This window comes from Pseudomonas sp. JUb42 (assembly GCF_024807945.1).
In the GTDB taxonomy this organism is placed as follows: Bacteria; Pseudomonadota; Gammaproteobacteria; order Pseudomonadales; family Pseudomonadaceae; genus Aquipseudomonas.
In genome coordinates, this window is sequence record NZ_JANUFD010000002.1 from 65,567 (window position 1) to 89,239 (window position 23,673).

Genomic DNA, 23,673 nt, shown 5'->3' on the forward strand with positions numbered 1-23,673 from the left:
TCAGGTGCTGGCCGGTTCTTTCGGAGGGGTGACGGGGGTGATCTCTTCCTCTGGCAGCGCGGCGCCGAACTTGTCCATGGCGGCTTCAAGCCCTGGGAGAATGCTCATCTCGACGAGAAGGTTCACCGATGCTTCGCTCAGCGCCTCCTGGGCGTACAGCTTGGTGTCTGCCAGCGTCTTGATGGTGTCGGCAGTGGTCTTGCCGATGTCTGCACGCTCTTTCGCTGTCGGCTGCCACAGAGGCGCCCAGGCGTAATGGATCTCTTGGGGTCTGGCGCCGAGCGCCGAGCGGATCAGGCACTCATCCAGCACGCTCATGGCTGGCTTGATCTCCAGCTTCTGCTTGGAGGCGACGTTGTCGTAGTAATTTCGGGTGTTTTCTTCGCCGTTGGCGTTAAGGCCGCCCGAAGATTGGCCGAACATCCGCGAACCGGGGATATCGAATGCCCCGGAGACGCCCTGCTCTGCCTTACTGATGATGTCCGGCAGCGTGCTGAAGTTGGCCGACTTGGAGCTGTGGGTTTCCAGGCCGTCAAGGATCAGCGTGCCGTTGATGCCCTTCGCTGTTGCGGCCAGGGCCAGGCGGTCAAGAAGCTGCTTGGTGTAGTTCTTGTCCTGCAGGCTGGTCATCAGGTTCGGGATGTTGATAACGTCGATCTTGGCCTCGTAGACCAGGCTGACCACGTTCGCCATGGTCTCGTCGTAGTGCTTGACGGCGGGCATGGCGCTCAGCAGCACCGAATCACCCCAGCCGAACTCAACACCTTGCGCGAGCTCAGGGTCTGGATGCTGCACGCCAACGAAGATGACCAGGCGTGACGGGTGAATCTCGATCTGCGACCCGGGCAGGTTGTAGGCCTTGGGCTTGCCAAAGCGCTCGCTCTGCGGGTCCTGCTCAATGGCTGTGGCGCTTAACTGCCGACGGGTCATGACGGTCAGGTACTTGATTCCGCCTTTCTGCAGCGACTCGGGTCGGATCGGCTCATTAGTGTTCTTGTCGCCCGTGCCGATGAATACCGCTGCGCCGCCGAATAGCCTGGCCTTGATCAGTGCCTCAAGGATCTTGCCGTTGACATCCAGCCTCTGCTCTTCAGCCTCGATCGCCTGAATCTGCTCCTTCTTGGCCTGCCAGTTGCGCCAGTTACGGCATGCATCCAGGGCGGGAATGGTCACGCCTTTGCGCGCCGACCATGAGCCCCGGAAGGCGTTGATCAACTGCTGATCATCCATGACGGGGGCGCTGTAGTGCGAGTGCGCGGCCTTGTCACGGCCAGTACCCAGCCCTGCGACGAGGTTCTGCAGGTTGTCTTTGACGTAGCTGAATACGCTCATGAGGTGCTCACGTTTGCGAGGGTGTAGGAGTTTGCGAGGCCGTAGCGCTGGGCAATCATGTAGCCCATGGCGTCGACCATGTGGTCAAACCCGCCCTTCTTGTCTGGTTCGCCGTTCTTGTCGTAGACCTGGCGCTCAAGGCACTGGGTCAACTTCGGGCATTGGTCGATGTTGACTCGCATGCGCCGCTCGCCGTATGCGTTCAGAAGCATCGCATTTACGGCATTTACCCGGTCCTTGACGCCAGGGTTGGTTGAGTCGACATACACGGCAAAGCCTGCCGCGCGCAGCAACGAAAGATCTGATTCACTGGCATTTTTGCTGCCGGTGTTCTGCCCGCTGGCGTCTGGATAGACGGCGATGCTGTGATTAGGGAATCTGACTTTGATCTTCTCGATCATCTCCGGCGTATCGCGGATGGTGTGCAGCTCATCCAGGGCCAGGGGAAGGCCCTCACGAATGACATAGACCACGGCACTCATCTTCATGACGTTGAAGTCCATGCCGATGTGAAGCGCCTCGCCTGGCCTTATGCGCTCAACGGTGCGGCATGCTTCGCGGTTGAACGTGTAGTAAACGACGCCCTGATAATTCTCGAAGCTGGCCTCATACTCTTGCCGGAATGTCCGGGGGTCCATCTTGCGGCGTGCCGCCTCGATCTCCTCGGCCGGAACGTTGCCGCCCTGGACTGAGGTATAGAGCCAGCTCTTGTGGTCGGGCTCTCCGTCAGGCTTTCCGTCTTGAAACGTGTCATAGCAGTGGTTGAAGCCCTTAGGCGTGCCAATGCGCAGCGCATGGCCACCCTTGCGGACCTCGCCGGTTGGCAGAGTGTAAGTGCAGGTCGATAGCATCGGCCTGATTACTTCTTCCCACGCGGCATATTTGCAGTCCGCCCACTCATCCACGAGGATGAAGAACAGCCCTGAGCCGCGTAGGTCATCGTAGTTCTCAAGGCCGACGCAGCGAAGCAAGTGACCACTCTTGAGAGTGATCAGCATGTCTGTCTCGTTGGGCTTGCTGGCCATCCATGACTTTGGAATGGCCTGCTTCAGTCGACGCCAGAACACTCGGCGCGCCTGCTTTTGGGTCGGCGCTGCGTACCAAATTTCATCTTCTACGCTGACATTCCACTCCGATGCGAGCTTTGCAGCCCTGCGCATCTCAGCTTTGCCCAGAAAGGTCTTGCCGAACCGGCGCCCACAAACAGCGTCACGGAATCGCGCCTCAGACTGGAACCCCCAGCAGTAAATGTTCGCCTGCTTTGGCGTCAACTCAACGAGAACGTCAGAGATACGGGCTGGCAGGGACATCTTCGTCAGGCCTCAGCACGTATTCAGCAGCAGGTTGGGCGCCCGCCTCTGAACCAGGGGGCTTAATTGGATCGAGACGGCGATTGACGTAGACGTCGCCCACCTCTTTGGCTGCCTGCTCAAGCAATTGAGCGGTTAGCGCCATGTTCTTCATATTCTCGGCCTTCTCGGCCATTCGGCCCAGGGCGCGAAGCCTGAATGCTCGGTTGGCAATGGGAATATCTGCCGTCTCTTCCTTAAACCGCTTCCGGGCCTCATGGAACAGAGCCGCCCACTTCTTCGCCAGTCTCTGCCCGGCGAACTTCGTCGGGTCATGCGACTCGCACTGTTGCCGGGTTATCTCAATGCCATATTCCGTCTTGACCTGGGCGACAACCTGTGACGGCGTATCAAAGCAGGCCAGAGCCTGAACAATGAAGGCTTTGACCTCGCTTCGTAGTACAGCCATTTGTTTGCCATCCGTCATTACCTGTCATGGAATCAGGCCGACTTGAGCAGACAGGTTCCGCAGGCCCTCGAAATATTTAGTTTGCCTACCTCGGCAGGCTTGTTTGCAGCATCCACCAGCGCCTTAACGTCCGGGCTGGCACCATAGCGACGAACCACGCCGACGAACTCTTCTACGTCGTGCCCCTGCATCTTTAGCTTGGGTGCGCCTGTCTTGGTGAATGCTGGCGCGCCGTACTGATCAGTGGCCTGAGCCAGGTGATACAGCTCATGTTCGACCAGTGCACAGAAGTCAGCATCACTACAGGTCGAGCAGTAATCGGCAGCCAGAGTAATGATGAAGGCAGGCACATCGCCGAACCAATCGAACATCTGCTGTTCCATCCGGGCTTTCTGCCACCCTCCTGCACGGAAGGCGACCTGCTCGGCCTGACCCAATACACGGCGACCTTGCTTCTCGAAGCTGGACGACGCCCACATGACTGCGATATCAGCATCGATCAGGTGAGCGTGGTCGGGGTTGTGAATACTGCCGGTGTCGGCAAGGATCTCGGTCTGTATCCACTCCCGGACGGCAGGGGCGGGAACTACCCGGATGCCGAAGTCGGAAAGGTCCGACAGTTCCACTATCTCAGCGGGCGGTATCGGCCTATCCATCTAAACCTCACTCCACCGAGCATGCAGGCCAGATGCTTCTGGCAAACGCCAATGCCCCAGCATGATCCAGCGCTTCGTCGAGCAGGATCATCGGGAATGGCTGGTAGCCTGGCGCGGTGACGTACCAATTCTTCTTGGTCATGGTCACCTCGCGCCACGAAATGGCGGTATTTGATTTGTGGCGCGCTACGACTTCCGGCGCTCAATCTTCACGCGGCGGGTATCGCGGTACAGGCAGTGCTCGCAGTGCAGGTAGCGGCAAAGCCACGTCTTGATGCGCTCCCACCAGGTCACCATGACGAAGTGACGGAGACCGGCAAGGGCCAGGGAGGCGTGGAACGTCACGCCTGCAACCGTGGGGGTGAGGTAGATCGACTCCGCCCGGGTGGCAATCGCATACCCAGACAGTGCAATGGCGGCGTAGATCAGCTTCCCAGCGATGCCGTCCCGCACCTGATTGCTCAGAATGGCCCAGACAGCCCATAGGGCAATGATCGATACGAAGAGGTTGCTCAGAGTTTCTAGGCTCATGGGTTGCCTCCCCCGAACTTCTGGCGGATGAGCGACCAGAGATCGGCGGCTTTGATGGCGCGGTTGATTGCGGTCATCAATGACCCACCGAATGCACCAAGGAGAAATCCGATACCGGCCACGTTACCCGGCTCGGTGATTGAGAGGTAGGTGCTGACGATACCGGTCAGGTAAAGAGCGCACGCCACCCCCGTGATCAAGAAGACCACCCAGGCCTTCCAATCGTTCAGGTCATCCTTGTGCCACCAGCTTGCAGCGATGACGCCAAATAGCCCGGCCATCATCCAATCGGCCCTCTCGGAGAGGCGATGAAAGAAATCCATGCGCTGACTCCGTGACTGGGCATGTTTAATAAAAGGGCGGGTGTGAGCCGCCAAGAGGAGCACCCTGGAGCGGGTTTGCAGAATCTGTGCGCCTGGGAAAGCGTCCATCGCTGTAGCAGCTTTCCTCAGAAGTACAAAAAGCCCGAAACGTGTCCGGGCTTTTTCATTGCTACCAGGCGTATTCAGCAGAGCGCGTGACCGACGCCGTCAGGAACCGGACTGGCAGAACTCATCACGAAGTGATTGCTGGATGCGCGGAGATTGGACTTCAGAGATTCATCAGTGGCGTGGCCACCCGTTCGCCACATGGCGAGGGTCAGGTCCAGCCGCTTCAGGCCGACGCCCGGCAACTCAGCCGCCGCGATAAACATTCGCTGGGCGTACAGCACCGGCTCAGCCAGTGCGGAAACGGAGAAGCAGGCCATGCATGCGGCGAACGCAAGACCCAGATAGGTTGAGAATCGACGCATAATGCATTCCTCGGAGTGAGTTTTCTTTGGGCAATAAAAAACCCGGCGCAGTGGCCGGGTTTCGTAGAGCAAGTTGCCGCAGGCAAAGTACTCAATGTGGCAAAATGATGCCGTCAGCCGCACGGGAAGTCAAGCAGCCTCTTTCATCTGATAAATCACCGCTCCGATAGGGCTCAGGGCCATCCGGTCAAGGTCTTCGCAGCAATCGAATGCCAACCGAATTCCCGGCTCCCAATCTCGCTCCCAGTTGAACGATTCGATGCGAATCCCATACTCGGCCACCAGCCAGGTGCGGAACGATTCGGGCTTGATCATTGGATCGGCATTGGCCGACTGGCCCCCTTGGTGCATGTAGCGATAGCGCTTCATCACACCCTTCACCACGTACTCCAGCTTTTCGCGCTTTGCCGCCGTCATGCGCTTGGACTTCGACACGACCAGGCCGAATACCACCTCCTCGGCAGCCTCCCGGATATCGTCGCTCCGGCTCGCTGCGTACATGTACTCGCCGAACACCCTAACTTGAGGGTGAAGACGGGATATTGCTGACTGGATATGACCGGCCAGTGCACTATGCATGGCGTGATTTGCGGTAGGGCCGCGCTCCGTGCTTTGCACGACAACCCCCAATTGAACGACATCCGAACTCTGTCCGGGGGCCGGGTTGTAGGTGCAGTCATGCCAAGCTTGCCGCGCCGAATTGATCCTCATGCACTCGCCCTCTTGAGTTCTCTGGACTTTTCTCGATACAGCGCAGTCAGCGCTTTCAATTCGTCGATCGTGTACTTCTTCGGCTCATGCGGGCCTTCCAGCCATTCAACGTTCGCGATGCCAATGCGCTTCACTAGCTCGATGCGGTAATTCACGACGTTTCCGGACTTGTGCTGGTTGCATGGCACACATTGTTTTGCGCAATTCAGCGGCTCGAATCGCAAGGCCGGGCTGCTTCCGACCGTGCGGTAATGGCCAGCGTCATACTTGCCCTGGTGATGACGACCGCAGCTCACGCATGGCAGCAGCGCGTCACGCTCACGCACCCATGCGTTGAAAGCTCGTTGCGTGTCCTGCATGTGATCCGCCCGCGACTTCACCCTCTCCTTCGCCGCCCGATGCTCCTTGCGCCCCACATCAGCCAGAGCCTTGCGCGCCTGCACCAGGTTCTCCGGCGGCAGAGCTATGGCGCAGGCAGGGCTGCATACCTTTTGACCGACACGCGAAGGCTGGAAGGCCTCCGTGCAGTGGGCGCACTTTTTCTTGCGGGGTGTGCGCGGGTTTATGCCGCTGGCCTTGAGGGGGACGGTTCGATTCAGTTCCGTGCGTCTCATGCCGATACCTCGCGGGACTTCTGCTGCTCGGGCGTTCCAATGCCTTGCAGCAGCTCCTTGAATGAAAGTTCGCCGGGAAGATGCTTTTTGCGTAGCGCTCCCTCATACCAAAGAGCAGTGGCAGCGTTGCCTTCACCGCCCTGAAGAATCAATCTGGCGCCATCCAGGAAGTATCCGAGAATTTCAGGGCGAAGAGCCTGGCCAAACTCAGGGTCGAGATAGACCTCATGTGCGTGAATGCAGTGGGTAACGGTGTACTCACCGTTGAGGTGCGGGTAATCGAGGCACTGGAGAATTACCGGCTCGCCAACACTGAACTTGAACTTACTCATGCCGCCTCCCCCATGTTGCAGCGCATTTTCATGTACTCGCTGTCCTCGGGATGCGGCAGGTAGATCCCATGCTCAGCCGCCCAAACGTCGATGCAGGTCATGAAGGCGTGCATGTCGCCCTTGTCCAGCCCGCTGGTGTGGCGCAGCTCCAGGCGTTCCGTGACTTCGCCTGTCTTGAGATTGATATCCCGAATCACCTCTTCGCCCAGAAACGTCAGCTTGAGGTTGCGCTTCATGTTCTCCATGTTCATGGCCGCGCCGGTGGCGAACGTCGTCTTGCCCATGCTCACGAAGAACTGGGCGGCGCACTCACACCATTTGTGGAAAAGCGCGTTTTGCGGAAGGCTGCGGCCCGCGCCGGTGATCGTCACATTGCAAGGGAACCCCTTGATGCGGATAGCAGCGCTGACGACGGACAGTTCAGCCAGGGAGTTGAGGCGGATTTTATCGGCCATAGCAGTACTCCTTCCCCTCTATGGCGCAATACAGGCGCCTGGCCTCGTCCTGTTTCAGCGAGTTGCCGCCCTCTACCCATGGCAGGTACCCACAGATGTTTGCCCACTGCTCGTACACGGCCTTCGATCCTGCCTCGTCTTCCGCAGTCCACTTGCTTGCCTTAGCTGGGGCGCCGAGATCCGGCTCGACTTCGGCTGGATCAGAGCGCAGCGGACTACCTTGCAGCCCTTTGCGCTTCAAGTAGTCCATAGCTTTTTCAGGGAGATCGTTGTCTGGCGCGGCTTTCCGCAGTCGTTGGACTAGTTGGCGAACCAGTGCTGATAAGTCGTCCACGCATGCCACCTTCTCGCGCAGCCCTTCGCACTCAGCCTTGAGCGCGTCGATATCCGATTCAGCCGAGGAAAGGCAGCCGCGAATGGTCTTGAGCGTGTCTTCGCTAACCTCAAACCGGCAATCGATGGTTTTATGGCTGGCCTTGAGCGCGTCACGCTCGGCGATGAGGTCGTTGACCATTCCAAGCAGCTCGTCACCGTCGCTGTTCATGTCAGCGCCGAGCGCTTCACCGATGGTGCCCATGCCCATACAGGCCGCCAGGAGCATCCGCTGGTTGCGCTCGCTATCCGCAATCAGCCCCAGCACCACGTCAGGCGTGGCAGCGCACTCGAAATTGAACATGGCCTCAGCCGCAGCCATTCCTTCCAGACCGCAGCCTTCGCGGATCGCCCATGCCAGCGCCTTCAGATCTTCATTGGTCATGATTGAGCCTCCGAGGCAGCGCACGGCCCTGGGTGTCCCGGCTCGCGACTGCACTCCCAGCCCTCTGGCGGAACGTCACACATCGGAGCCACGTGCAGCCCTGCATCGCTGATAGCCATCGCCAAATCCTTGTTGTAGACGGTGAAGCGCTTGCCCTTGGCGTCGATTACTCGCCATGCAGTGGCTTGAATTACGCCAGACGGGATGCGTGCGGCCTGCCACGCCAGCCAGCAGTATTGAATCGTGGTGCTGTGATATTCGCCGTCCGCGAACCGGGTCATGCGCTGGTTTGGGTACTCACTGAGGACCCATGCCTCAAACGCTTCGCGCATTTTCTGATCATTCATGGCAAAGCTCCTTAGGTACAGACACGACAGGGCCAAGTACAGAGGCAACGATGGCGCGGCAGGAGGCGATGAGGGGTGTTGCGTCCATGGCGGCAAGCGGGCTTTCTTGCGAGTGCGTACCGGCCTGAGCCCACCACCCTCGGCCCGGCAGACCGTGCGGGTAGTGCAGGTCAACTAGGTGCTTCTCGATCAACGGGCCGGTTACAGACCAGTCAACGACCGGGTTAAACCGGCGATGCTCAGCCAGGAAACACCCGGGGCGCTTTCCGCGTACGAGCACTCGACTTGGATTCCCGTAGTGCGGATCTTCGACGTAGACAGGCTGACCATCAGCCTTGCCGACAGCCCAGTTCAAGGCTTCGCCGCAGAGATCGCTTACCTTCACCTCGATGAGCTCACTCATAACCAACCTCCTGGCGCGATGGCGCTTTCCACTCCCAAAAGGGGCCGTTATTCTTCATGACGCCTTTACGCTTGAGACGCTGGAGGGCTTTGCTGACTTCTTCACGGTCGACTTGAAGGGCTGATGCGCAGATCCAGGCAGTTGCGCCGCCGTGCTGCTGGTAGTAAGCGAGTACGGACTGGTCGAAGGGGGTCATTTGCAAAGCTCCAGCGCTTGCGCCTCAGTGAAACCTTGAGCCACCAATGCCTGATATTTGGCGCGAATCATTTGCGCCTGAATGGCAAGAAACTCAATGTGCATAGGCATGCTGCGCTTTAGCGCTTCCAGTTCTGCGCGCTGCTTGTCGATCGGCCCTGTCAGGACTGTCAGGTTATCTTTCATCACTTGCGCTCCTGAATCATGCGGTCGACGCAAGCCACCCAGGCGGACGAGCCGCGCTCATTGTTGCGAGCACAGATCCTGTCGAGAGATGGTTCTGGTGCCAGCAAGTACCAGCCAACCATGGCGCCGATCGCCACTGGTACCAGAGCCATTAGGGCGCCTTGCATGGCGGGCCATAGATAACGATGCACTTTCATCACGAAGCCCTCCGCTTGCTGCGCTCAGAAGCGCCTTCGAATACCAGTCCAATGCCGCGACCTTCACGTAGCCGGTCAACACTGCGGTCACCCAGGACGGCGCCCAGCTCTTTGGCGTCGATGTTGGAAATGACGATGGTCGGCAGTTGTTCCTCGTAACGCCCGTTGATCACCGCGAACAAGGTGGCCAGCTCGAACTCAGTCGGCTTGGTGGCACCCACTTCGTCGATGATCAGCAGCGATGGCTCTACCAAACTGGCGAATGCCTCGGCCTCGCTGTATTCAGCCCGGTCGCCGTAGCTGCCCTTGATGAACTGGAGCAGCCCGCCGACGGTGCGGTACACGGCCGTGGCGTTGTGGTTGACGATGATGTGTCCGGCGATGGCAGTGGCGAGATGGGTCTTGCCGGTGCCAGGGGTGCCGGTCATCACGATGCAGCGGCCGTCTTCCAGGTTCTGCGGGAACTGCTCGGCATACTCGACGCACTTGTCGAGATTGGCCTTCTGCCCCTCGGTGGCGGCGTGGAAGTCAGCAAAGCGCTTGCCCATGAACCGCTTGGGAATCAGGGAGGCCCCCAGCTTGCGCTCCAGACGCTGTTCGGCCATACGGGCATACATCGCCTGCTGTTCCGCCTGATCGCGCAATGCTTGGGCCTCAGCGGCGCACTCAGGGCAACCTGACGGCGTATCGCTGGTCTTGCGGATCACGGATGCGTACTCACCGTGGGTTTCGCACTTGGCTGGCTGCTTGGCGATCACCCCGAACCGGCGCTCGATGTCGCAGATGTCCAAGTTGATGACTTTCGGCTCAGAAGTCATAGGTCCCATCCCCCACGGCAGTCAGGCCCGCCGTGTAATCGCGCTTGTCGAAGCCGGTGTGGCGGCTGGATGGCAGGTGATGGACGTTGCTCGGAGTCGATACCTCGTCCTCCCAGCGCTTGCCGTTGAGCCAGGTAGCCGGGTGCGGGATGAACTGTCCGCCGTCCTTGGTCCAGCCGGGGGATGCGCATTGCCGGGCAAGGCCCTGGGTGATCAGGGTGAACAGGTCGTCAGTGACCTTGTGTTTCTTCCACGCCTTCTCTGCTGCGGTCTTGCCCTTCTTGTTCGGGTAGAGCTTCCAGAACTTCGGGAACAGGTCCTCATTCGGCGACGACGATGCCGGAGGCGTCGGCGGGTTAAGGGAATCAGGAATCAGAGAATCAGGAATCAGAGAATCAGCCCGAGCGCTACCGAGAATGGCAGAAGTAGTTCCGCCAAAATCGGTAGTGATACAACCCTCTGATACAGAAGGGATAACTGACTCTGGTTCGTTACGGTGCGGGTTCTGATGTTTGTCGAAGTTGTCGACCTGAATGAAGCGTTTCACGCCGACGGTGTAGCGAATGATGAAGCCTTCGCTGGCAAGGAACTGCAAAAGACCCTCGATATCGATCCCTTCGCGGTAGGGGAACAGCTCACCTTTGATGCGAAGTGGGCGATCTTCCAGGCGACCGGCCTTATCTGCGAGCAGCCACAGGCCCTCGAACAGCAGCGTGATCATCGGATCAGCCACGCCGAGCACTTCGTTTTTGAACAGTGCTGGCTTGATGTTTCGTGCGCGGGCCATTACACGGCCTCCCGATAAAAGCTCGACAGAGCGCGGATAGCCGTCTCATGACGACGCTTGGCGTTGTACTCGGCCTTCTTGGCCTCCTTCACGCGATTGAACTGAGCGTCGGTAAAGGTCATAACAGGGAGAAATTCCTCGCTGTCTGGGTCGAAATTTCCAGCAGGTCGGCCATGCGCTTCGAAGAACGTGTCGTACATAGTGCGCAGTTCGATCTTCAGGGCCTTTTTAGTGGTCGTGGCCTTGAACAGCAGCAGCGCTGTCAGGGCTGCGCGTTCGATCAAGTCTTGACGGGTAGGCTTCGGCATGGTCAGAACTCCAGGCGCTTGATTTCAGAGAGAAGCGCCCGGCTGTGGCGGAGCATGTAAACCTTGCTTAGCTGCTCCTTGCGGGCCTCATAAGGGGTTCCGATGTCGATCAGGGAGGCATTCACGCGCTGCAGGTGCTCAATGCAGCGAATCTCGCAAGGCGTCAGGTGGTCACGGATAGCTTCTGCTGGACCAATGCAGTGAGCTGCGCGATAAGCCTTCGACGGCATGCCCAGGGCGATACGGTTGATGAGGTCGAATTCATTGCTGAAGTGGTAGTGCTTCACTTCTTTGCCTGCAGCGATGCGGCCGTGAGTGATGGCGTCGGTCAGAGCTGGAGCCTCAAGACGAGCGCGCTCGCGAGACATAGCGCGATCAACGCCTTCGCGGATGCTGTCAGCAGCGGAGCGCTTAACCGACTGGAAGGTGCGATAGACGTCTACCTCAAAGGCAGGCTCGATCCAGGCGGCGTAACGGATGGCTATCAGCTCATCAGCGAAGGTGCCACCAGCGCGCCCTGGGAGCTTCACGCAAACTGCTATTTTCGTAGCAGTTTCTAAAGCACCGATAAACGCGGCTACCGACTCAGATTTGAGAAAGTTTCCGGGGCGCTGGCTGTCGGTGGCTTTCTTGCTCTCTACTGCCGACTTGTGCAGATCGTTCAGCGAGTAGCGGCCTTCCGCGTCACGGCGAATCGTCACGCCGCCGATATTTACTGTGTCAATCCGCGCCACGTTTTCCGAGATAACAAAACGTGGCGCGGAGTGAATTGACTGGGTGTTGATTGTTTGGTTCGTGGTATGCATATAATTCGTCCCACATAGATGTTTAAGAGAGCCGGGTCACTACCCCGGCTTTGTTTCGTCTGTAATTTGGTGCAACTAATTAGGGTCAGTAGATCTGGTGCTAATTAGGGTCAGCGCCTTTCGGCCCTCCCCTGATTTCTGCGAGGGTTGCTTTGGGGCGTGTAGAAAAGGTCAAGCCACCCATGGCAATTGTCTCGATCATGATTTCTTCCAAGGCCTCATCGAGGCTGTACCGCTTGACCCTGGCGAGCTCTTCAACTCGCGCCCTCGTTCCAGGGCTCAGGTTTTGGTATTCGAGCAAATGAACCTCCTTAGGCTGATCACGCAGCGCTAGACTTCTTCTCTTCCTTCAGCACGCCTTCAATTGCGCCGTTCTCAACGCCCCATTCGATGATTTTCAAAAGGAACGTCGCGTGCTGGGTGCGCGCACGGCAGGCGGCGCGCTCAAGGATCTTGTCCAGCGTTTGGTTGAAGCTGACTTGGCGGCGCTTGTTGCGTTTGTCTTGAGGGTTGTGGATGTAGGCCATTGGTGTTGCTCCTTGTGGCTGATGAATTGGTTAGGCGGCAGAAAGGGATTCGGTCGGGTACAAATCCGGCCGGAGCTCATGGCGAGAGACGCCAGTAGCTTTTTCGATTTCGAGAACTCGCTCAGCGGGCACGCGCCCAGAGGCGCACATTTTCTGCACCGCTTGAGGCGTGACGTTGAGGTGGCGAGCAAGCGCGGATTGGCCGCCAGCGACCTTGGCCGCCTTGCATACTGGAAAGTCTTCCATTTTGAACCTCAAAGTTACAGTTACAACCAGAGGTTATCGTATGGCAGCGCGACTTACAACTTACATTCACAGTGAAAATTACAACTGCTGGTTGCATCATTGAGCTATGAGCACATTAGGAAAGCGCATAGCGCAAAAACGAGAGCAGGCAGGATTGAGTCAGTCAGAGCTGGCCAGGAGTCTTGGCTTGTCGCCTCAGGCCGTCCAAAAATGGGAGTCAGAGTCGTCAGTGCCTAGAGGACGGCGGCTGGATGACATAGCCAGCGCCCTATCCACCTCTGTAGGGTTTCTGGTCACTGGCGAGGATTCGTCTGGTTCGCGGCGCAAGGTTGAGTCAAACGCCACCATGATTGGTCCGTTCGATGTGTGGGATGACGACACCCCCCTGGATGATGACGAGGTGTACGTGCCGTTCCTCAAGGAAGTGGAGCTGTCCGCAGGGTCTGGGAAGACCATCGTGGAGCAGTCGCATAAGCAGAAGCTGCGGTTCGGAAAGCTCACCCTTCGCAGGCAGGGCGTACAGCCGAGTGACGCTGTGTGCGTGACCGTCAGCGGCAACAGCATGGAACCAGTGCTACCGGATAAAAGCACCGTTGGCGTTGATCAGGGCTCAACGACTGTCGTTGACGGGAAGATGTACGCCCTCGACCATGACGGCCAGCTCAGAGTGAAGACTCTCTATCGCCTGGCTGGTGGCGGCATCCGCATGCGCAGCTTTAACCGCGACGAGCACCCGGATGAGGAATACACCTCTCAGCAGATGGAAGATTGCATGATCACAATAATCGGCCGGGTCTTCTGGTCTTCGGCTCTATGGTAGAGGCGAACCTGGGCGCATTCCCTCGCGAATTCTCCGAATATTTATAGCGCCACCCTCCCCTGATCAATTAGGCCCGCCGAGTGCGGGCTTTTTTGTGGGCGCCAAAACAACCGCAGGTTACTGATTTCCATGGCCCTACAACTCAATCGAGAAAAAACTACAACCAAACGCTTGCGCACTGTAACTTTAGGTTGTAGATTTACATCCATCGAGCCACTACAGCGACTCGCCAGGGCCTCAATCGGGTCTGCGCTCTTTCACAACTTAGACCGCCGAGCCTTCAGGCATAGAAGGCCAGCAGACCCAACAGGGCGAGCTGCAAACAGGTGTGACAGCCATGAAGCTGTCATTCAAGCGACACGCAGGCCCCAAGCGAAGTGGGAAGCGTGATACCGGATGAGCGACCGGGGCCTGGTTTGAAAACAGATTTCCTCAATGGCCTTGCACGCAGGGCCATTCGGAAAATCAAACAAACGTGGAGATACACCGATGGACATCAAGACACTCGAAGCACTTGGCGTAAGCGCTACCTACCTTCAAGAGCGAATCGTCGAGCAGGCGGTTCATGCGCTTCTCTACTCCACCGGTTTTGATGAGGATGGCGACGAATCGTCATACGCGTCCAAGTTCAAGCAGCAGGTCGAGAAGCGCGTTCAGGAGGCGGTTGATCTGAAGATTGCCGCTCTTGCTGCCGAGCACGTTCTGCCTCGCGTCGGCGAGATGATCGAAGCCGCCAACATGATGAAGACCAATGCCTACGGCGAGCCAAAGGGCGATCCGATGACCTTCAAGGAGTACATCGCCAGTCGGGCCGAGGTGTATATGAGCGAGAAGGTCGACTACAACGGCAAATCCCGCGAAGAATCAAAAGACACCTACAACTGGCGCGAGTCTGGCCCTCGTCTCACCGTCCTGATGAAGCTGTACATCAAAGACACCCTGGAAAAGAGCGCCAAAAACGCGATCAACGACGTGAACAAGGTGATTGCCAAGAACATAGAGGTGGCCGCAAAAGACGCGATTCAGGCTTGCGCGGCGGCAATCAAGGTCAGCGCAACTATCTAACCCCATTCCCCCATTCGCCTATGGGCAATCAGGAGGTAGAGAGATGGCCATAACCAACGAGCAGCGCATCGACGCAATGATTGCTCTGCTTCGCAATATGAAGACCGACGATCGGCGCCTGAGCAAATTAAGCGCCGTGAGCTGTATGGATCTGACGCCGAAGAAAGCGCAGCAACGCAATGCCGACGCCGACTGGATAGCAATGGAAAACATAAAGCGCCGCCATGAGTTGCACGCCCTTTCGGTGGAGCTTGGGTTTGCCGATCGCCGCAGCAGCTACGAGCCAATCGAATTGCGAGATAACTGGCACCGGTTCAAATACACGCCGCGAGCCCCGGCATAACCACTCCTGCAAGGAAGCCCCTCATGTCCCTCAAGCAACTAACAGTACAAGCAGCCCGCAGCCATAACCATCTGGCAATACGGGAGAAACAATTCAAAAACGATTGTCTGGCTCAGCGTGATGTATGGATGCGCCTGGCTAGATCTGTGGGAGGTAAGTGATGAGTGAGTCGAAGTTTACGCCGGGGCCTTGGGTAAGGCGCGGAAGCGCCATCGTTGCACTGGCTGGCCAGGGGAAGGTGGCAGACGTCAAGGTTGATGATCGTGAGGGCGTAGCGAACGCCAATCTAATCACTGCCGCTCCTGAAATGCTCGAAGCGCTGCAGGCCGCTCGCAAGCTGTGGGGCGATTATCTTCCTGCTGGAAACAGCAACGCCATGAAAGCTATGCGACTGGTAGATGCCGCCATCGCCAAGACCACAGCCAGCCCTATGGGCAAGGAGTGAGAGAAAGCATCGCCTCAGCCAATTCACAGAGTTGGCTGAAGGATGCGGACGAGTACAAGCCGTTAAGTCGGTCCCCTGCATCAATCGCGCAGAGCCGATCTGCGAGACATTGCTCTAGCAGTGTCTTGGTAATTCCAGAACCTGCCTTGCCGGGTATCGGCAGCAAGGAACGGCATCCCTGTCTCACCAGGGCCTCAAACCACCTGCTTGCGGTGGGCCACAAAGCAAGCCCGAGCAGTTCGCTGGAGGGACTTCGACCCCTGCGAAGGCGAGGCTGTATCGGAATGTCGGCGGGACATGAAAAAAGCGTCTCCAGAGCAATCAGATTGTGGCGAAGCCCGGACGTCGATTGCAGTAAATGGTGCGGCCCGACATTCCAATGCAGCTTCAATAGGTGGCCACTGCCTGCCCAGTGAGCGAGCAACAGGAGATACGACCATGAAAGAAGATTTTGCAGATGCGTATCAGGGCGCTCGCGAAGAGCTGGCCATCTGGAAGCGCAGAGCGCTGGAGGCTGAAGCGAAGGTTCGCGAACAGGATCGGATCATTGAACGGCTGGGTGATGCTTTGAATGACCAGAACGGCCCAACCTTCATGGGCGAGCCTAATGTTCAGGACGAGAACGGCGTGCGCCCTGCATTTTCGTCTGATGGCGCATACCGCTTCAACCCGCTGACCGGCCAGCACGAATAGGCTCGGCCCAAACAATTCTGACCCGGTTAGCGCCGGGTTTTTATTGCCCTGAATTTATTCGCATGAACCCACTCCGGCGCCACTTGGCAGATAGCCGTTCTTGAGGGTTCAGCCGAATGGGTTCACTGACTGAGGATTGAGTGATGAGCAAAGAAACAGGCGGTCCGGTAATGCCAAGTGAATATTCCCTGGAGGAGAACCAGGGGATAACTCTTCGTGACTACTTCGCGGCCAAGGCCATGCAGGGGTTTGCAGCCAGTCCGAGCATGATCGATAGCAATGACTCTCGCGCAATCTCATATGTAGCCGACGCTTCTTACGCCATGGCCGACGCCATGCTGGCTGCCCGCAACGCATAACCCAGCCCACTGGAGGCAACCATGAACCGGCACGACACGGCAGCGGCGATGATTGAAACCCGGCTGCTGAAGATGGAAGTCGGCGATGACTCGATCCAGCTCAGCAGTGAAACAGACATGGCCACCGAGATGGCCTACGCCCAGGGCGACATTGACTGTTCCGAGTACCAGGGCTACGTCGAGCGCCGTCACCGCGCCCGTACTCGCCATTTTCGCAATCAACTGAAAAGGCTGGGGGTGCCGTATGACAATGCCGCTTGTTCCGTCGCTCATTGATGAGCAGTTGGAAGAGATCAGCGCCCACAACCTGCGCGAGGCATACCGACTTGCTGAGTTGCGCGGCCATTTCGGGCCACCGGTAGAGCAATACGCCGAGCCAGGCTATCGCGGCCGAGTTCTGCAGGTCCTTCGTTATCGCGTCAAACAGCAGCAAGCCCAGCAGTAACCCCTCCCCAAATTAATCGCAGCGCCCCGCATGGAGCGCGAGGTATCGCTATGTCCGCAGAAACCCAATTGGCCACCGTGCCGCCCAAAGAATCAGCCCTCGCCATTTTTTGCGCGCCGGACGGCCTGGAGCCGTGGTTGCAGCAGGTTCGCGCCAAGGTCGACGAGTTCCAGAAGATCCTGCCGGACCTCGCGACGAAAAAGGGCCGCGATGCTTATGCCTCGATGTCATTTCAGATCGCCAAGTCCAAGACAGCGCTGGAGGCGGTCGGCAAGGAGATATCCGCCCAGCAAAAGGAGATCCCGAAGAAGATCGACGCCGAGCGCAAGCGCGTGTGGGACATCCTTGAATCGTGGCAGAAGGAAGTCCGCAAGCCGTTGGATGACTGGGAGGCTGCTGATATTGCCCGGCGCGATGGCCACACCGACCGCATTCAGGCGATGAAGGATGCGGTTGATCTGACCGGTCCGATGGATGCAACGTCGATAAAGGCGGCCATTGAAGAAATGGAGGCGCGCGTCATCGACGACTCTTGGGAGGAGTTCTTGCCCGAGGCTGCGCAGGTGAAGGATCAGTGCCTGGCTGCCATGCGCGCCCATCTCAAGGCCCGCGAGGCGTACGAGGCTGAGCAGGCAGAACTAGCCCGCCTCCGTGCTGAGGCCGAGGCCCGCGCCAAAGCTGATCATGAGGCGGCCATTGCCCATGAAGCTGCTGAGAAGGCGCGAGTCGAAGCCGAACAGAAGGCTCAGGCCGACCGCGATGCCGCAGCCAAGCGCGAACAGGCGCTCATTGATCAAGCCGCCCAAGCCAAACGTGATGCCGATCAAAAGGCCCGCGATGCCGAAGCCGCCGCCGCTAATCAGGCCCTGCAACTGCAGCTAGCCGCCGAGCAGGCCGAACGCCAAAAAATCCAGGCCGAAGCTGATCGCGTTGCCGCCATCCAGCGCCAAGCCGAAGCAGTTGAGCGGGCCCGGCTGGACGAGATTGCACGACAGGATGCGGCACTGGCCGAAGAGAAGCGCCAGGCCGCCGCTCGCGAAGCCGACAAGGAGCATAAAAAGACCATCTGTCTTGCTGCTCAAAAAGCCCTGATGGACGCCGGGATCAACGAAGAGGTCGCCAAGGCCGTAATCATCCTGATCCATCAGAGCAAGGTTCCTGCTGTATCAATCGCCTATTGAGGTCGCCATGAACGACGAACTATCTCTCTCAGCGCAAATGCGTATGGCGGCACTGGCCGCACCGACGGCGGCGATCGAGCGCCAGGAGCTTAGCGAAGCAAGTCGGCAGGCTAACAAGGAGCGAATCGAAAAGCTCGGATCATCTGCGGAACTGGTGCTCGACCTTGAGCGCCGGCTGGCAGCAGAGACCAATGACCGCAAGCGCGCTCAGACCGAGGCCCGATACGCCACCAGCAAGCTCGAACAGGTCTACCAGTCGATTTGCTCAATCCTCGGCCGGGACGTGCGCCCTCTCGGCGTTGTGGGTCTCGGAGTAGCGCTCAGCGACAGCACATTCAAGCTGACGACTATTGCCGGTTACATCGACAAGGCGGTAACCCTTGATGACCTTGTGAGCCTCAAGCGCATCGCCAGCAACATGGGTGTCATCCCGCCACAGACGATGGCGGAGAGCGCAGCGCTGATGGGCCTGCCGAGGCTGGCAGGATGAGCCCGGCGATGGCTGCGCAGCTCGACTGGATGACAGTCGGGTCGTTTTCGCCTGATCGCTTTGAGGGCGAGCAGCGCAAAGAGTACGAAGCAGAAGCCCGCAAGATTGAGCGGGAATGGGACAACCAACCGAACTGAGGAATAACCATGTTCAAGAAAGCCGAACGCAAGCAGGCCTCTGCCGGAGAAAAATTCGGCCGACTCACGCTGTCTGAGCCGGCTGGATTAGTCGGCGGACGACCAGGCTGGAAGTGCGTCTGTGATTGCGGCTCGGTGGTGTTCATCCAGAGAAAGCGGTTGGTCAGCGGGCACACGAAGTCATGCGGATGCATCCAAAAGGAAGGGAATGCACTGAAGCACGGAAACAAGCGCCGTAGCGGTGTATCCCCAACGTACGTGTCGTGGTGCGCAATGCGACAGCGCTGCAACGATCCTGGGCGAGACAACTTTGCGGGATATGGCGGAGCGGGAATCACAGTTTGCGACCGCTGGAACTCGTTCACGGCGTTCCTCGAAGACATGGGTGAGCGGCCAGATCGCACAACCATCGACAGGATCGACGGAAGCCTAGGGTACGAGCCAGGAAACTGCCGCTGGGCCACTGACATCGAGCAGGCCAACAACAAAATAACGAACAGAACATACCAAGCCAATAGCTCAGATCTCACCCTCAAGGAATGGTCGGATATCACCGGGATACCGGCCTCATGCATACATAAACGAATCAACAAGCTGGGCTGGCCAATAGAGGCCGCTGTCAGCACGCCATCAAGGGGTAATCGCCGTGTTCAAGAAAGCTGAGCGGAAACAAGCAAAACTGCGCCTCGCGCTGGCCGGCCCGTCTGGTTCAGGCAAGACCTACTCCGCCCTGCTTATGGCTAAAGGCCTGGGCGGTCGGATAGCAGTAATCGACACCGAGCAAGGCAGCGCATCGCTGTACTCCGACCTTGCCGACTTCGATGTTCTTGAGCTGCAAGCGCCCTTTACGCCTGAGCGCTACGTCGAGGCGATCGGTGCCGCAGAGGTCGCCGGATATAACGTACTGATCATCGATAGCTACTCGCACGAATGGACCGGTCCGGGCGGATGCCTGGAGTCGAACGAGGCCCTGGCGCATCAGAAGTTTCGAGGGAATACCTGGGCTGCGTGGAATGAAACCACTCCGCGCCACCGCCAGTTGACCAACAAGATTCTCGCCAGCGCGCTCCACGTCATATGCACCATGCGGAGCAAGACAGAGACGGTCCAAGGTGAAGGCAAGAAGATCGTCAAACTCGGTATGAAGTCAGAGCAGCGCGACGGTACAGACTACGAATTCACTGTGGTGCTGGACCTAACGCATGACGCCCATACAGCACTGGCCAGCAAAGATAGGACGAAGATTTTCGATCAGCCAGAACTGATCAGTGAAGAAACCGGCCGCAAGATGTTGGGCTGGCTGAACTCGGGCGTCAGTCCTGAAGCGCGTGCAAAAGAGCTGTTGGTGGACGCCATCGCTGACATCGCAATGGCGCCGGACATAGCAGGCCTGCAGGCGGCGTTCAATGCGGCCAAATCGATCGCAATTGGCTTTGACGACCTGGTGGCACAGGTTGTCGCCGCCAAGGACAGGCGCAAATCAGAACTAACCCCGATGGATCAATCAGCATGACTGCTTACATTTTCGACTCCGAAACGACCGGCCTAAATGACCCGCAACTGGTTGAGGCTGCCTGGCTTCGCTTGACGTCAATCGACACTTTGGAAGTGGTCGGCCACTTTCTGTCCCGCTACAAACCAGCCAAGGCGATTGAATTAAGCGCACTGGCCACCAGCCACATCCTTGACGAGGAATTAGTAGATTCTCCGCCCCATGATTCCTTTTTCTTGCCAACTGATGCCACCTACCTGATCGGCCATAACGTCGACTACGACTGGCGCGTGATCGGTCAGCCAGACATCAAACGCATTTGTACTAAAGCGCTCAGCTCTCTTCTGTGGCCGCTCGCTGACAGTCATTCGCAGTCAGCGATGATTTACTTGCATTACCGAAGCGAAGCGCCTGCGCTTCTACGCAATGCCCACGCGGCCCTGGATGACGTACAAAACTGCCGACTATTGGTGGTCAAAATCTTGGATGCAATGTCGGTGCGCTTGGGCCGTCAGGTTTCTGGCTGGGAAGAGCTCTGGGAGCTTTCAGAAGACGCTCGCATCCCTCGGATCATCCGATTCGGCAAGCACAGCGGAAAAGCCATCGAGGATATCCCCGACGATTACAAGCGCTGGCTGCTAGGAACAGAGATCGACCCGTATCTGCGCAAAGCCCTTCAAAGATAGGTGGCAGCATGACAAACAACTTCATCATCGCCGCCAACGAGCGGCAAGCACAGATCGAGACGGCCATGACTGCCTTTCTTGAATCTGGCGGCCGGATAAAGATCGGGCCGAGCATGCCAGAGCGTGCCATACCGCCTGTTCGCAAGGACTGGGTAGACCCTGAAACGGTCCTCAAACGAAAGTCCCGGATCATCTCACCGGCAGGCCGCAAGCAAATCCGTCAGATGACGGAGGCGCTATGAGCAAGGTCCGCAAGGTCTGCAACCGCCGCGCCCAGATCGACCGCGCCCGCCGGGCCCTGGTGCGAACCAACCATGCCGCCGTCGCCAACGTTGAGCCCGGCGACGTGCAGGTGATGGTCAACTGGAAGAGCTGCAAGCAGATTCGCACCCTCCCGGTAGCCAATGCTCTGTGCGATATCGCCCATACATGGACGGTGTACATCGCAGTCTTCTGCCAGGAGCCTAGCGGCGCCCAGTACAGCAAGGCGACCGAGTTCACGACCGCCGGCATGCACCTGGTTGCGAATCTGGAAGCGCTGATGATCGAGAAACACGCCGAGGTCTGCGCATCTGCCAACCAGAAGCATGTGATCGGCTCGGGCTGGATCGCCGTGCCTGACCAGATCAGCCTCACCGAAGCCCAGGCCAATGCCGTGTTCTCGGCCATGGGTGTTTGGGAGCGAGCAAGGGCAGCATGAAGCGCATAAACGCAAAGGTCCGCATCCGACGCCGGGCCGAACATATCCACCTTCCACCGAGCGGAATCAAACATGACCCCAATCTGGCGTTACCTCACTCAATCGGCCGGGATGACCGCTCAGACCCTGGCGGATGCGACCGGCATGTCAATCCAGGCAGTTCGCGCTGACCTGGTCGCGCTGGAAGCTCAGGGCAAGGTCGCCCGCGAGCGCGGATCAGTTGGCAAGCCTCACCTCTGGTGGCGCGCCGAGAAACGCCCGCTGGATGGCCTGGACGTTCTGCTGGTCATGGCGCTGGCGGCGACACTACAGCCATCGGGCGACCGGCTGAAAGAGGTGCTGGCGGACGTGGGTAGCCGGGCAAAGAACCCCGCGCACCGAAAGATCGTCGCGATGTGCTCCATGTCGAATGCGCCACGGCAAATCATCTGGGAGGCGCTGGATAACCTCGATGTCGAGGACGAAGCGCTGAGGGCTGCGTGATGGCATTAGCTCAGAAAGACCGCGACAAGCGCCGCCATGACAAGGCGGCCAGGCTTCAGGAAGAGGACCTACGACTCAAGGTCAGACCAGGCACAAAGCAAGCCCTGGCTGAGCTGATGGAGTGGTCCGGGCTTGAAGAGCAAGGCGAGGCGCTGACACTGATGATTCATCATCTGCATGCGCTGGGGCCTGGAGGTGCGTTGCCGCTGCTTTCCTCGCCGCGCCACGTTTACGTGATACCCGAAAACGTGGCGCGAAAACTCGAGATTGCCTACAGCCGGGAAGCGCTGCGCATCTGTAGCGACGATTAAACCGCCTATTCAAACAAAATATTTTCGCTGAATCCGAAATCGGAGGTAGGCGCCTGACTGGAGATAATCCATGGATGACCAATTCTACCTGCAGGACAGCCGAAGCTATGTCGGCGACGGTCTGTCGTTCTGGGCTTCCGGTGGCGGCTACACCACCAACCTGGAAAAGGCAGAGGTCTTCACCTTGTCCGGCGCTACGCGCCAGCATGCGTGCCGCGAGACCGACATCCCCTGGCCCAAGGACTACGTCGACGCCCACATGCGCGTCGGCGTGGACTGCCAGTATGTGACGCTTAGCGAGGCGCTGGACGCCCATCCTGATGCGGACCACTTCTACATTCAGAAACCGCAGACCTGGAACGGCAATAATCTGATCTGGCTCTGCGAGGACGGCACCTACACCAGCGACCTGAGCAAGGCCGTTCGCGTGCCTCGCGCCCAAACCGTCACTTGGATCGGCAAGCTTGGCAGCTCCGGGTCGATCGTTTGGCCGTGCGCCTACATCAACGGCCGTGCTCGGGCGCTGGTCGAACGCGACGACGTGAACATCAAGGATGCCCTGCGCGGCACTGGCGTGGCACTGATCAGGCCAAAGCGACCGCGCATGATGATGTTCAATTGCGATGGCTGTGGCCGGTTTATCAGCGACTCACAGCGCTACCGGGAAGACTGCCGGAACTGCGGCACAAGTAACACACCTTGACCCAGCTCCATGCCGGTCACCCGCAATACCTGAACCCTAATCAAATTGCCACCACCGGGTACGGAGGCAGGCGCGTACCCAGGAGAACCGCCATGAGCAAAGTCACTCTGCTGATAAGCATCGACTTCACCGGCCCAGGCCAGGAGCGGCAATCTCTGTGCGTGAATCTTACGCCGCATCAAGACAACCCCTCCGACGAGCATATCGCCGACATGATCCGCGAGGAGGTGCTGGAGCACCTTATGGGCTGCCCGCGCTCCGGCCAGGATGTCCCGAATGAGCAAGCTTGACTATCGCCCTCGCACCTTTCACGTCCATCTCAGCATTCGCGGATACCTCAGAGGCGCCACTAAGCGCGAGCTGGGCCAGTTGTTCGAAGACGGCAACGGGCGGCAGCTGAGTGCCGATGAGGCCCGCGAACACATGATGGATCTTCTTTCCGAGGGAAAAGAGGTCATCCCGATGGGCCGGCCCTGCGAGGGTTTCGACTTCTCAGGCGGCGGCTGCCCCGGCCACATCAAGGAATAGCCCATAACCCCAAATCACGCCACCACCCAGGCG

The 23,673-nt window shown here is 58.4% G+C and carries 45 protein-coding genes; 21 read left to right on the top strand and 24 right to left on the bottom strand.

Annotated features, from left to right (window positions below; genetic code table 11):
* From M2401_RS04025 to M2401_RS04140, 24 genes are all read right to left on the bottom strand, one after another.
* Entirely contained in the window at window positions 1-1,332 is a 1,332-nt protein-coding gene (locus M2401_RS04025) for a DUF1073 domain-containing protein (protein WP_259100042.1), read from the bottom strand.
* The gene (locus M2401_RS04030) at window positions 1,329-2,642 is read right to left on the bottom strand and encodes a terminase large subunit (RefSeq protein WP_259100044.1); all 1,314 of its coding nucleotides are present in this window, start codon (window positions 2,640-2,642) and stop codon (window positions 1,329-1,331) included. Before M2401_RS04030 ends, M2401_RS04025 begins: the two co-directional genes overlap by 4 nt.
* Entirely contained in the window at window positions 2,617-3,090 is a 474-nt protein-coding gene (locus tag M2401_RS04035; protein ID WP_259100815.1) for a DUF2280 domain-containing protein, read from the bottom strand. The genes M2401_RS04030 and M2401_RS04035 overlap by 26 nt, the downstream gene beginning before the upstream one ends.
* Window positions 3,091-3,122: 32 nt before the next feature.
* Window positions 3,123-3,746, bottom strand: a complete 624-nt coding sequence (locus tag M2401_RS04040; RefSeq protein ID WP_259100046.1) for a putative metallopeptidase — start codon at window positions 3,744-3,746, stop codon at window positions 3,123-3,125.
* Window positions 3,747-3,753: 7 nt separating this feature from the next.
* Complete coding sequence (locus tag M2401_RS04045; RefSeq protein WP_259100048.1) at window positions 3,754-3,888, bottom strand: hypothetical protein; 135 nt, start codon at window positions 3,886-3,888, stop codon at window positions 3,754-3,756.
* A 44-nt stretch (window positions 3,889-3,932) separates the two neighbouring features.
* Window positions 3,933-4,277, bottom strand: coding sequence for a hypothetical protein (locus M2401_RS04050; RefSeq protein ID WP_259100050.1), 345 nt, complete (start codon window positions 4,275-4,277; stop codon window positions 3,933-3,935).
* A complete protein-coding gene (locus M2401_RS04055) occupies window positions 4,274-4,600 on the bottom strand; it encodes an MFS transporter (RefSeq protein ID WP_259100052.1) in 327 nt (108 codons plus the stop codon). Before M2401_RS04055 ends, M2401_RS04050 begins: the two co-directional genes overlap by 4 nt.
* Window positions 4,601-4,782: 182 nt before the next feature.
* Window positions 4,783-5,070, bottom strand: coding sequence for a hypothetical protein (locus M2401_RS04060; RefSeq protein ID WP_259100055.1), 288 nt, complete (start codon window positions 5,068-5,070; stop codon window positions 4,783-4,785).
* Between the two features lie 129 nt (window positions 5,071-5,199).
* Window positions 5,200-5,781: a hypothetical protein gene (locus M2401_RS04065; RefSeq protein WP_259100057.1), complete on the bottom strand. Its 582-nt coding sequence runs from the start codon at window positions 5,779-5,781 to the stop codon at window positions 5,200-5,202.
* Complete coding sequence (locus tag M2401_RS04070) at window positions 5,778-6,395, bottom strand: recombination protein NinG (RefSeq protein WP_259100059.1); 618 nt, start codon at window positions 6,393-6,395, stop codon at window positions 5,778-5,780. The genes M2401_RS04065 and M2401_RS04070 overlap by 4 nt, the downstream gene beginning before the upstream one ends.
* Complete coding sequence (locus tag M2401_RS04075; protein WP_259100061.1) at window positions 6,392-6,727, bottom strand: hypothetical protein; 336 nt, start codon at window positions 6,725-6,727, stop codon at window positions 6,392-6,394. The genes M2401_RS04070 and M2401_RS04075 overlap by 4 nt, the downstream gene beginning before the upstream one ends.
* Complete coding sequence (locus tag M2401_RS04080; protein ID WP_259100075.1) at window positions 6,724-7,182, bottom strand: hypothetical protein; 459 nt, start codon at window positions 7,180-7,182, stop codon at window positions 6,724-6,726. The genes M2401_RS04075 and M2401_RS04080 overlap by 4 nt, the downstream gene beginning before the upstream one ends.
* Entirely contained in the window at window positions 7,172-7,939 is a 768-nt protein-coding gene (locus tag M2401_RS04085) for a hypothetical protein (RefSeq protein WP_259100077.1), read from the bottom strand. The genes M2401_RS04080 and M2401_RS04085 overlap by 11 nt, the downstream gene beginning before the upstream one ends.
* Complete coding sequence (locus M2401_RS04090) at window positions 7,936-8,286, bottom strand: hypothetical protein (protein ID WP_259100079.1); 351 nt, start codon at window positions 8,284-8,286, stop codon at window positions 7,936-7,938. The genes M2401_RS04085 and M2401_RS04090 overlap by 4 nt, the downstream gene beginning before the upstream one ends.
* Complete coding sequence (locus tag M2401_RS04095) at window positions 8,279-8,689, bottom strand: DUF2591 domain-containing protein (protein ID WP_259100080.1); 411 nt, start codon at window positions 8,687-8,689, stop codon at window positions 8,279-8,281. Before M2401_RS04095 ends, M2401_RS04090 begins: the two co-directional genes overlap by 8 nt.
* On the bottom strand, window positions 8,682-8,885 hold the full coding sequence (locus tag M2401_RS04100; protein WP_259100082.1) for a hypothetical protein: 204 nt from the start codon (window positions 8,883-8,885) through the stop codon (window positions 8,682-8,684). Before M2401_RS04100 ends, M2401_RS04095 begins: the two co-directional genes overlap by 8 nt.
* Window positions 8,882-9,070 (bottom strand): hypothetical protein, encoded by a 189-nt coding sequence (locus M2401_RS04105; protein WP_259100085.1) that lies wholly within the window; start codon window positions 9,068-9,070, stop codon window positions 8,882-8,884. Before M2401_RS04105 ends, M2401_RS04100 begins: the two co-directional genes overlap by 4 nt.
* On the bottom strand, window positions 9,070-9,222 hold the full coding sequence (locus M2401_RS04110; RefSeq protein WP_259100087.1) for a hypothetical protein: 153 nt from the start codon (window positions 9,220-9,222) through the stop codon (window positions 9,070-9,072). Before M2401_RS04110 ends, M2401_RS04105 begins: the two co-directional genes overlap by 1 nt.
* Window positions 9,223-9,266: 44 nt before the next feature.
* Window positions 9,267-10,085: an ATP-binding protein gene (locus tag M2401_RS04115; protein WP_259100090.1), complete on the bottom strand. Its 819-nt coding sequence runs from the start codon at window positions 10,083-10,085 to the stop codon at window positions 9,267-9,269.
* Entirely contained in the window at window positions 10,075-10,872 is a 798-nt protein-coding gene (locus tag M2401_RS04120; protein WP_259100092.1) for a phage replication protein, read from the bottom strand. The genes M2401_RS04115 and M2401_RS04120 overlap by 11 nt, the downstream gene beginning before the upstream one ends.
* Window positions 10,872-11,180: a hypothetical protein gene (locus M2401_RS04125; RefSeq protein WP_259100095.1), complete on the bottom strand. Its 309-nt coding sequence runs from the start codon at window positions 11,178-11,180 to the stop codon at window positions 10,872-10,874. Before M2401_RS04125 ends, M2401_RS04120 begins: the two co-directional genes overlap by 1 nt.
* A 2-nt stretch (window positions 11,181-11,182) precedes the next feature.
* A complete protein-coding gene (locus M2401_RS04130; RefSeq protein WP_259100098.1) occupies window positions 11,183-11,986 on the bottom strand; it encodes a KilA-N domain-containing protein in 804 nt (267 codons plus the stop codon).
* Between the two features lie 320 nt (window positions 11,987-12,306).
* Window positions 12,307-12,513: a hypothetical protein gene (locus M2401_RS04135; RefSeq protein ID WP_259100100.1), complete on the bottom strand. Its 207-nt coding sequence runs from the start codon at window positions 12,511-12,513 to the stop codon at window positions 12,307-12,309.
* Between the two features lie 30 nt (window positions 12,514-12,543).
* Window positions 12,544-12,759, bottom strand: coding sequence for a helix-turn-helix domain-containing protein (locus tag M2401_RS04140; protein ID WP_259100101.1), 216 nt, complete (start codon window positions 12,757-12,759; stop codon window positions 12,544-12,546).
* A gap of 106 nt (window positions 12,760-12,865) precedes the next feature.
* Between M2401_RS04140 and M2401_RS04145 the strand changes: the two genes are divergently transcribed.
* The 21 genes from M2401_RS04145 to M2401_RS04245 all read left to right on the top strand — a co-directional run bounded on the left by M2401_RS04145 (window position 12,866) and on the right by M2401_RS04245 (window position 23,640).
* On the top strand, window positions 12,866-13,579 hold the full coding sequence (locus M2401_RS04145) for a helix-turn-helix transcriptional regulator (protein ID WP_259100103.1): 714 nt from the start codon (window positions 12,866-12,868) through the stop codon (window positions 13,577-13,579).
* Between the two features lie 489 nt (window positions 13,580-14,068).
* Window positions 14,069-14,644: a hypothetical protein gene (locus tag M2401_RS04150; protein ID WP_259100104.1), complete on the top strand. Its 576-nt coding sequence runs from the start codon at window positions 14,069-14,071 to the stop codon at window positions 14,642-14,644.
* 43 nt (window positions 14,645-14,687) lie between these two features.
* Entirely contained in the window at window positions 14,688-14,987 is a 300-nt protein-coding gene (locus tag M2401_RS04155) for a regulator (protein ID WP_259100106.1), read from the top strand.
* Between the two features lie 160 nt (window positions 14,988-15,147).
* Window positions 15,148-15,432 (top strand): hypothetical protein, encoded by a 285-nt coding sequence (locus M2401_RS04160; protein WP_259100108.1) that lies wholly within the window; start codon window positions 15,148-15,150, stop codon window positions 15,430-15,432.
* Between the two features lie 438 nt (window positions 15,433-15,870).
* Window positions 15,871-16,125, top strand: a complete 255-nt coding sequence (locus M2401_RS04165; protein ID WP_259100109.1) for a hypothetical protein — start codon at window positions 15,871-15,873, stop codon at window positions 16,123-16,125.
* 143 nt (window positions 16,126-16,268) lie between these two features.
* Window positions 16,269-16,484 carry a hypothetical protein gene (locus M2401_RS04170; RefSeq protein WP_259100112.1) on the top strand — a complete coding sequence of 72 codons (216 nt, stop codon included), beginning with the start codon at window positions 16,269-16,271 and terminating at the stop codon, window positions 16,482-16,484.
* Window positions 16,485-16,505: 21 nt separating this feature from the next.
* Window positions 16,506-16,760 (top strand): hypothetical protein, encoded by a 255-nt coding sequence (locus M2401_RS04175; protein ID WP_259100115.1) that lies wholly within the window; start codon window positions 16,506-16,508, stop codon window positions 16,758-16,760.
* The gene (locus tag M2401_RS04180; protein WP_259100118.1) at window positions 16,729-16,929 is read left to right on the top strand and encodes a hypothetical protein; all 201 of its coding nucleotides are present in this window, start codon (window positions 16,729-16,731) and stop codon (window positions 16,927-16,929) included. Before M2401_RS04175 ends, M2401_RS04180 begins: the two co-directional genes overlap by 32 nt.
* 50 nt (window positions 16,930-16,979) lie before the next feature.
* Window positions 16,980-18,110: a hypothetical protein gene (locus M2401_RS04185; protein ID WP_259100121.1), complete on the top strand. Its 1,131-nt coding sequence runs from the start codon at window positions 16,980-16,982 to the stop codon at window positions 18,108-18,110.
* A gap of 7 nt (window positions 18,111-18,117) precedes the next feature.
* On the top strand, window positions 18,118-18,600 hold the full coding sequence (locus M2401_RS04190; protein WP_259100124.1) for a hypothetical protein: 483 nt from the start codon (window positions 18,118-18,120) through the stop codon (window positions 18,598-18,600).
* A gap of 8 nt (window positions 18,601-18,608) precedes the next feature.
* Window positions 18,609-18,737 carry a hypothetical protein gene (locus M2401_RS04195; protein WP_259100126.1) on the top strand — a complete coding sequence of 43 codons (129 nt, stop codon included), beginning with the start codon at window positions 18,609-18,611 and terminating at the stop codon, window positions 18,735-18,737.
* A 9-nt stretch (window positions 18,738-18,746) separates the two neighbouring features.
* On the top strand, window positions 18,747-19,400 hold the full coding sequence (locus tag M2401_RS04200; protein ID WP_259100129.1) for a hypothetical protein: 654 nt from the start codon (window positions 18,747-18,749) through the stop codon (window positions 19,398-19,400).
* Window positions 19,384-20,250, top strand: coding sequence for an ATP-binding protein (locus M2401_RS04205; RefSeq protein ID WP_259100132.1), 867 nt, complete (start codon window positions 19,384-19,386; stop codon window positions 20,248-20,250). Before M2401_RS04200 ends, M2401_RS04205 begins: the two co-directional genes overlap by 17 nt.
* Complete coding sequence (locus M2401_RS04210) at window positions 20,247-20,915, top strand: 3'-5' exonuclease (protein ID WP_259100134.1); 669 nt, start codon at window positions 20,247-20,249, stop codon at window positions 20,913-20,915. Before M2401_RS04205 ends, M2401_RS04210 begins: the two co-directional genes overlap by 4 nt.
* A gap of 8 nt (window positions 20,916-20,923) precedes the next feature.
* Window positions 20,924-21,157: a hypothetical protein gene (locus tag M2401_RS04215; RefSeq protein WP_259100135.1), complete on the top strand. Its 234-nt coding sequence runs from the start codon at window positions 20,924-20,926 to the stop codon at window positions 21,155-21,157.
* Window positions 21,154-21,615: a hypothetical protein gene (locus tag M2401_RS04220; RefSeq protein ID WP_259100136.1), complete on the top strand. Its 462-nt coding sequence runs from the start codon at window positions 21,154-21,156 to the stop codon at window positions 21,613-21,615. Before M2401_RS04215 ends, M2401_RS04220 begins: the two co-directional genes overlap by 4 nt.
* 72 nt (window positions 21,616-21,687) lie before the next feature.
* Window positions 21,688-22,098, top strand: a complete 411-nt coding sequence (locus tag M2401_RS04225) for a FaeA/PapI family transcriptional regulator (protein WP_259100138.1) — start codon at window positions 21,688-21,690, stop codon at window positions 22,096-22,098.
* Window positions 22,098-22,409, top strand: a complete 312-nt coding sequence (locus tag M2401_RS04230) for a hypothetical protein (RefSeq protein WP_259100816.1) — start codon at window positions 22,098-22,100, stop codon at window positions 22,407-22,409. Before M2401_RS04225 ends, M2401_RS04230 begins: the two co-directional genes overlap by 1 nt.
* Before the next feature lie 70 nt (window positions 22,410-22,479).
* The gene (locus tag M2401_RS04235) at window positions 22,480-23,112 is read left to right on the top strand and encodes a hypothetical protein (protein WP_259100140.1); all 633 of its coding nucleotides are present in this window, start codon (window positions 22,480-22,482) and stop codon (window positions 23,110-23,112) included.
* Window positions 23,113-23,204: 92 nt separating this feature from the next.
* Complete coding sequence (locus M2401_RS04240) at window positions 23,205-23,402, top strand: hypothetical protein (RefSeq protein ID WP_259100142.1); 198 nt, start codon at window positions 23,205-23,207, stop codon at window positions 23,400-23,402.
* Window positions 23,389-23,640: a hypothetical protein gene (locus M2401_RS04245; protein ID WP_259100144.1), complete on the top strand. Its 252-nt coding sequence runs from the start codon at window positions 23,389-23,391 to the stop codon at window positions 23,638-23,640. Before M2401_RS04240 ends, M2401_RS04245 begins: the two co-directional genes overlap by 14 nt.
* The last annotated feature ends 33 nt before the right edge of the window (window positions 23,641-23,673 follow it).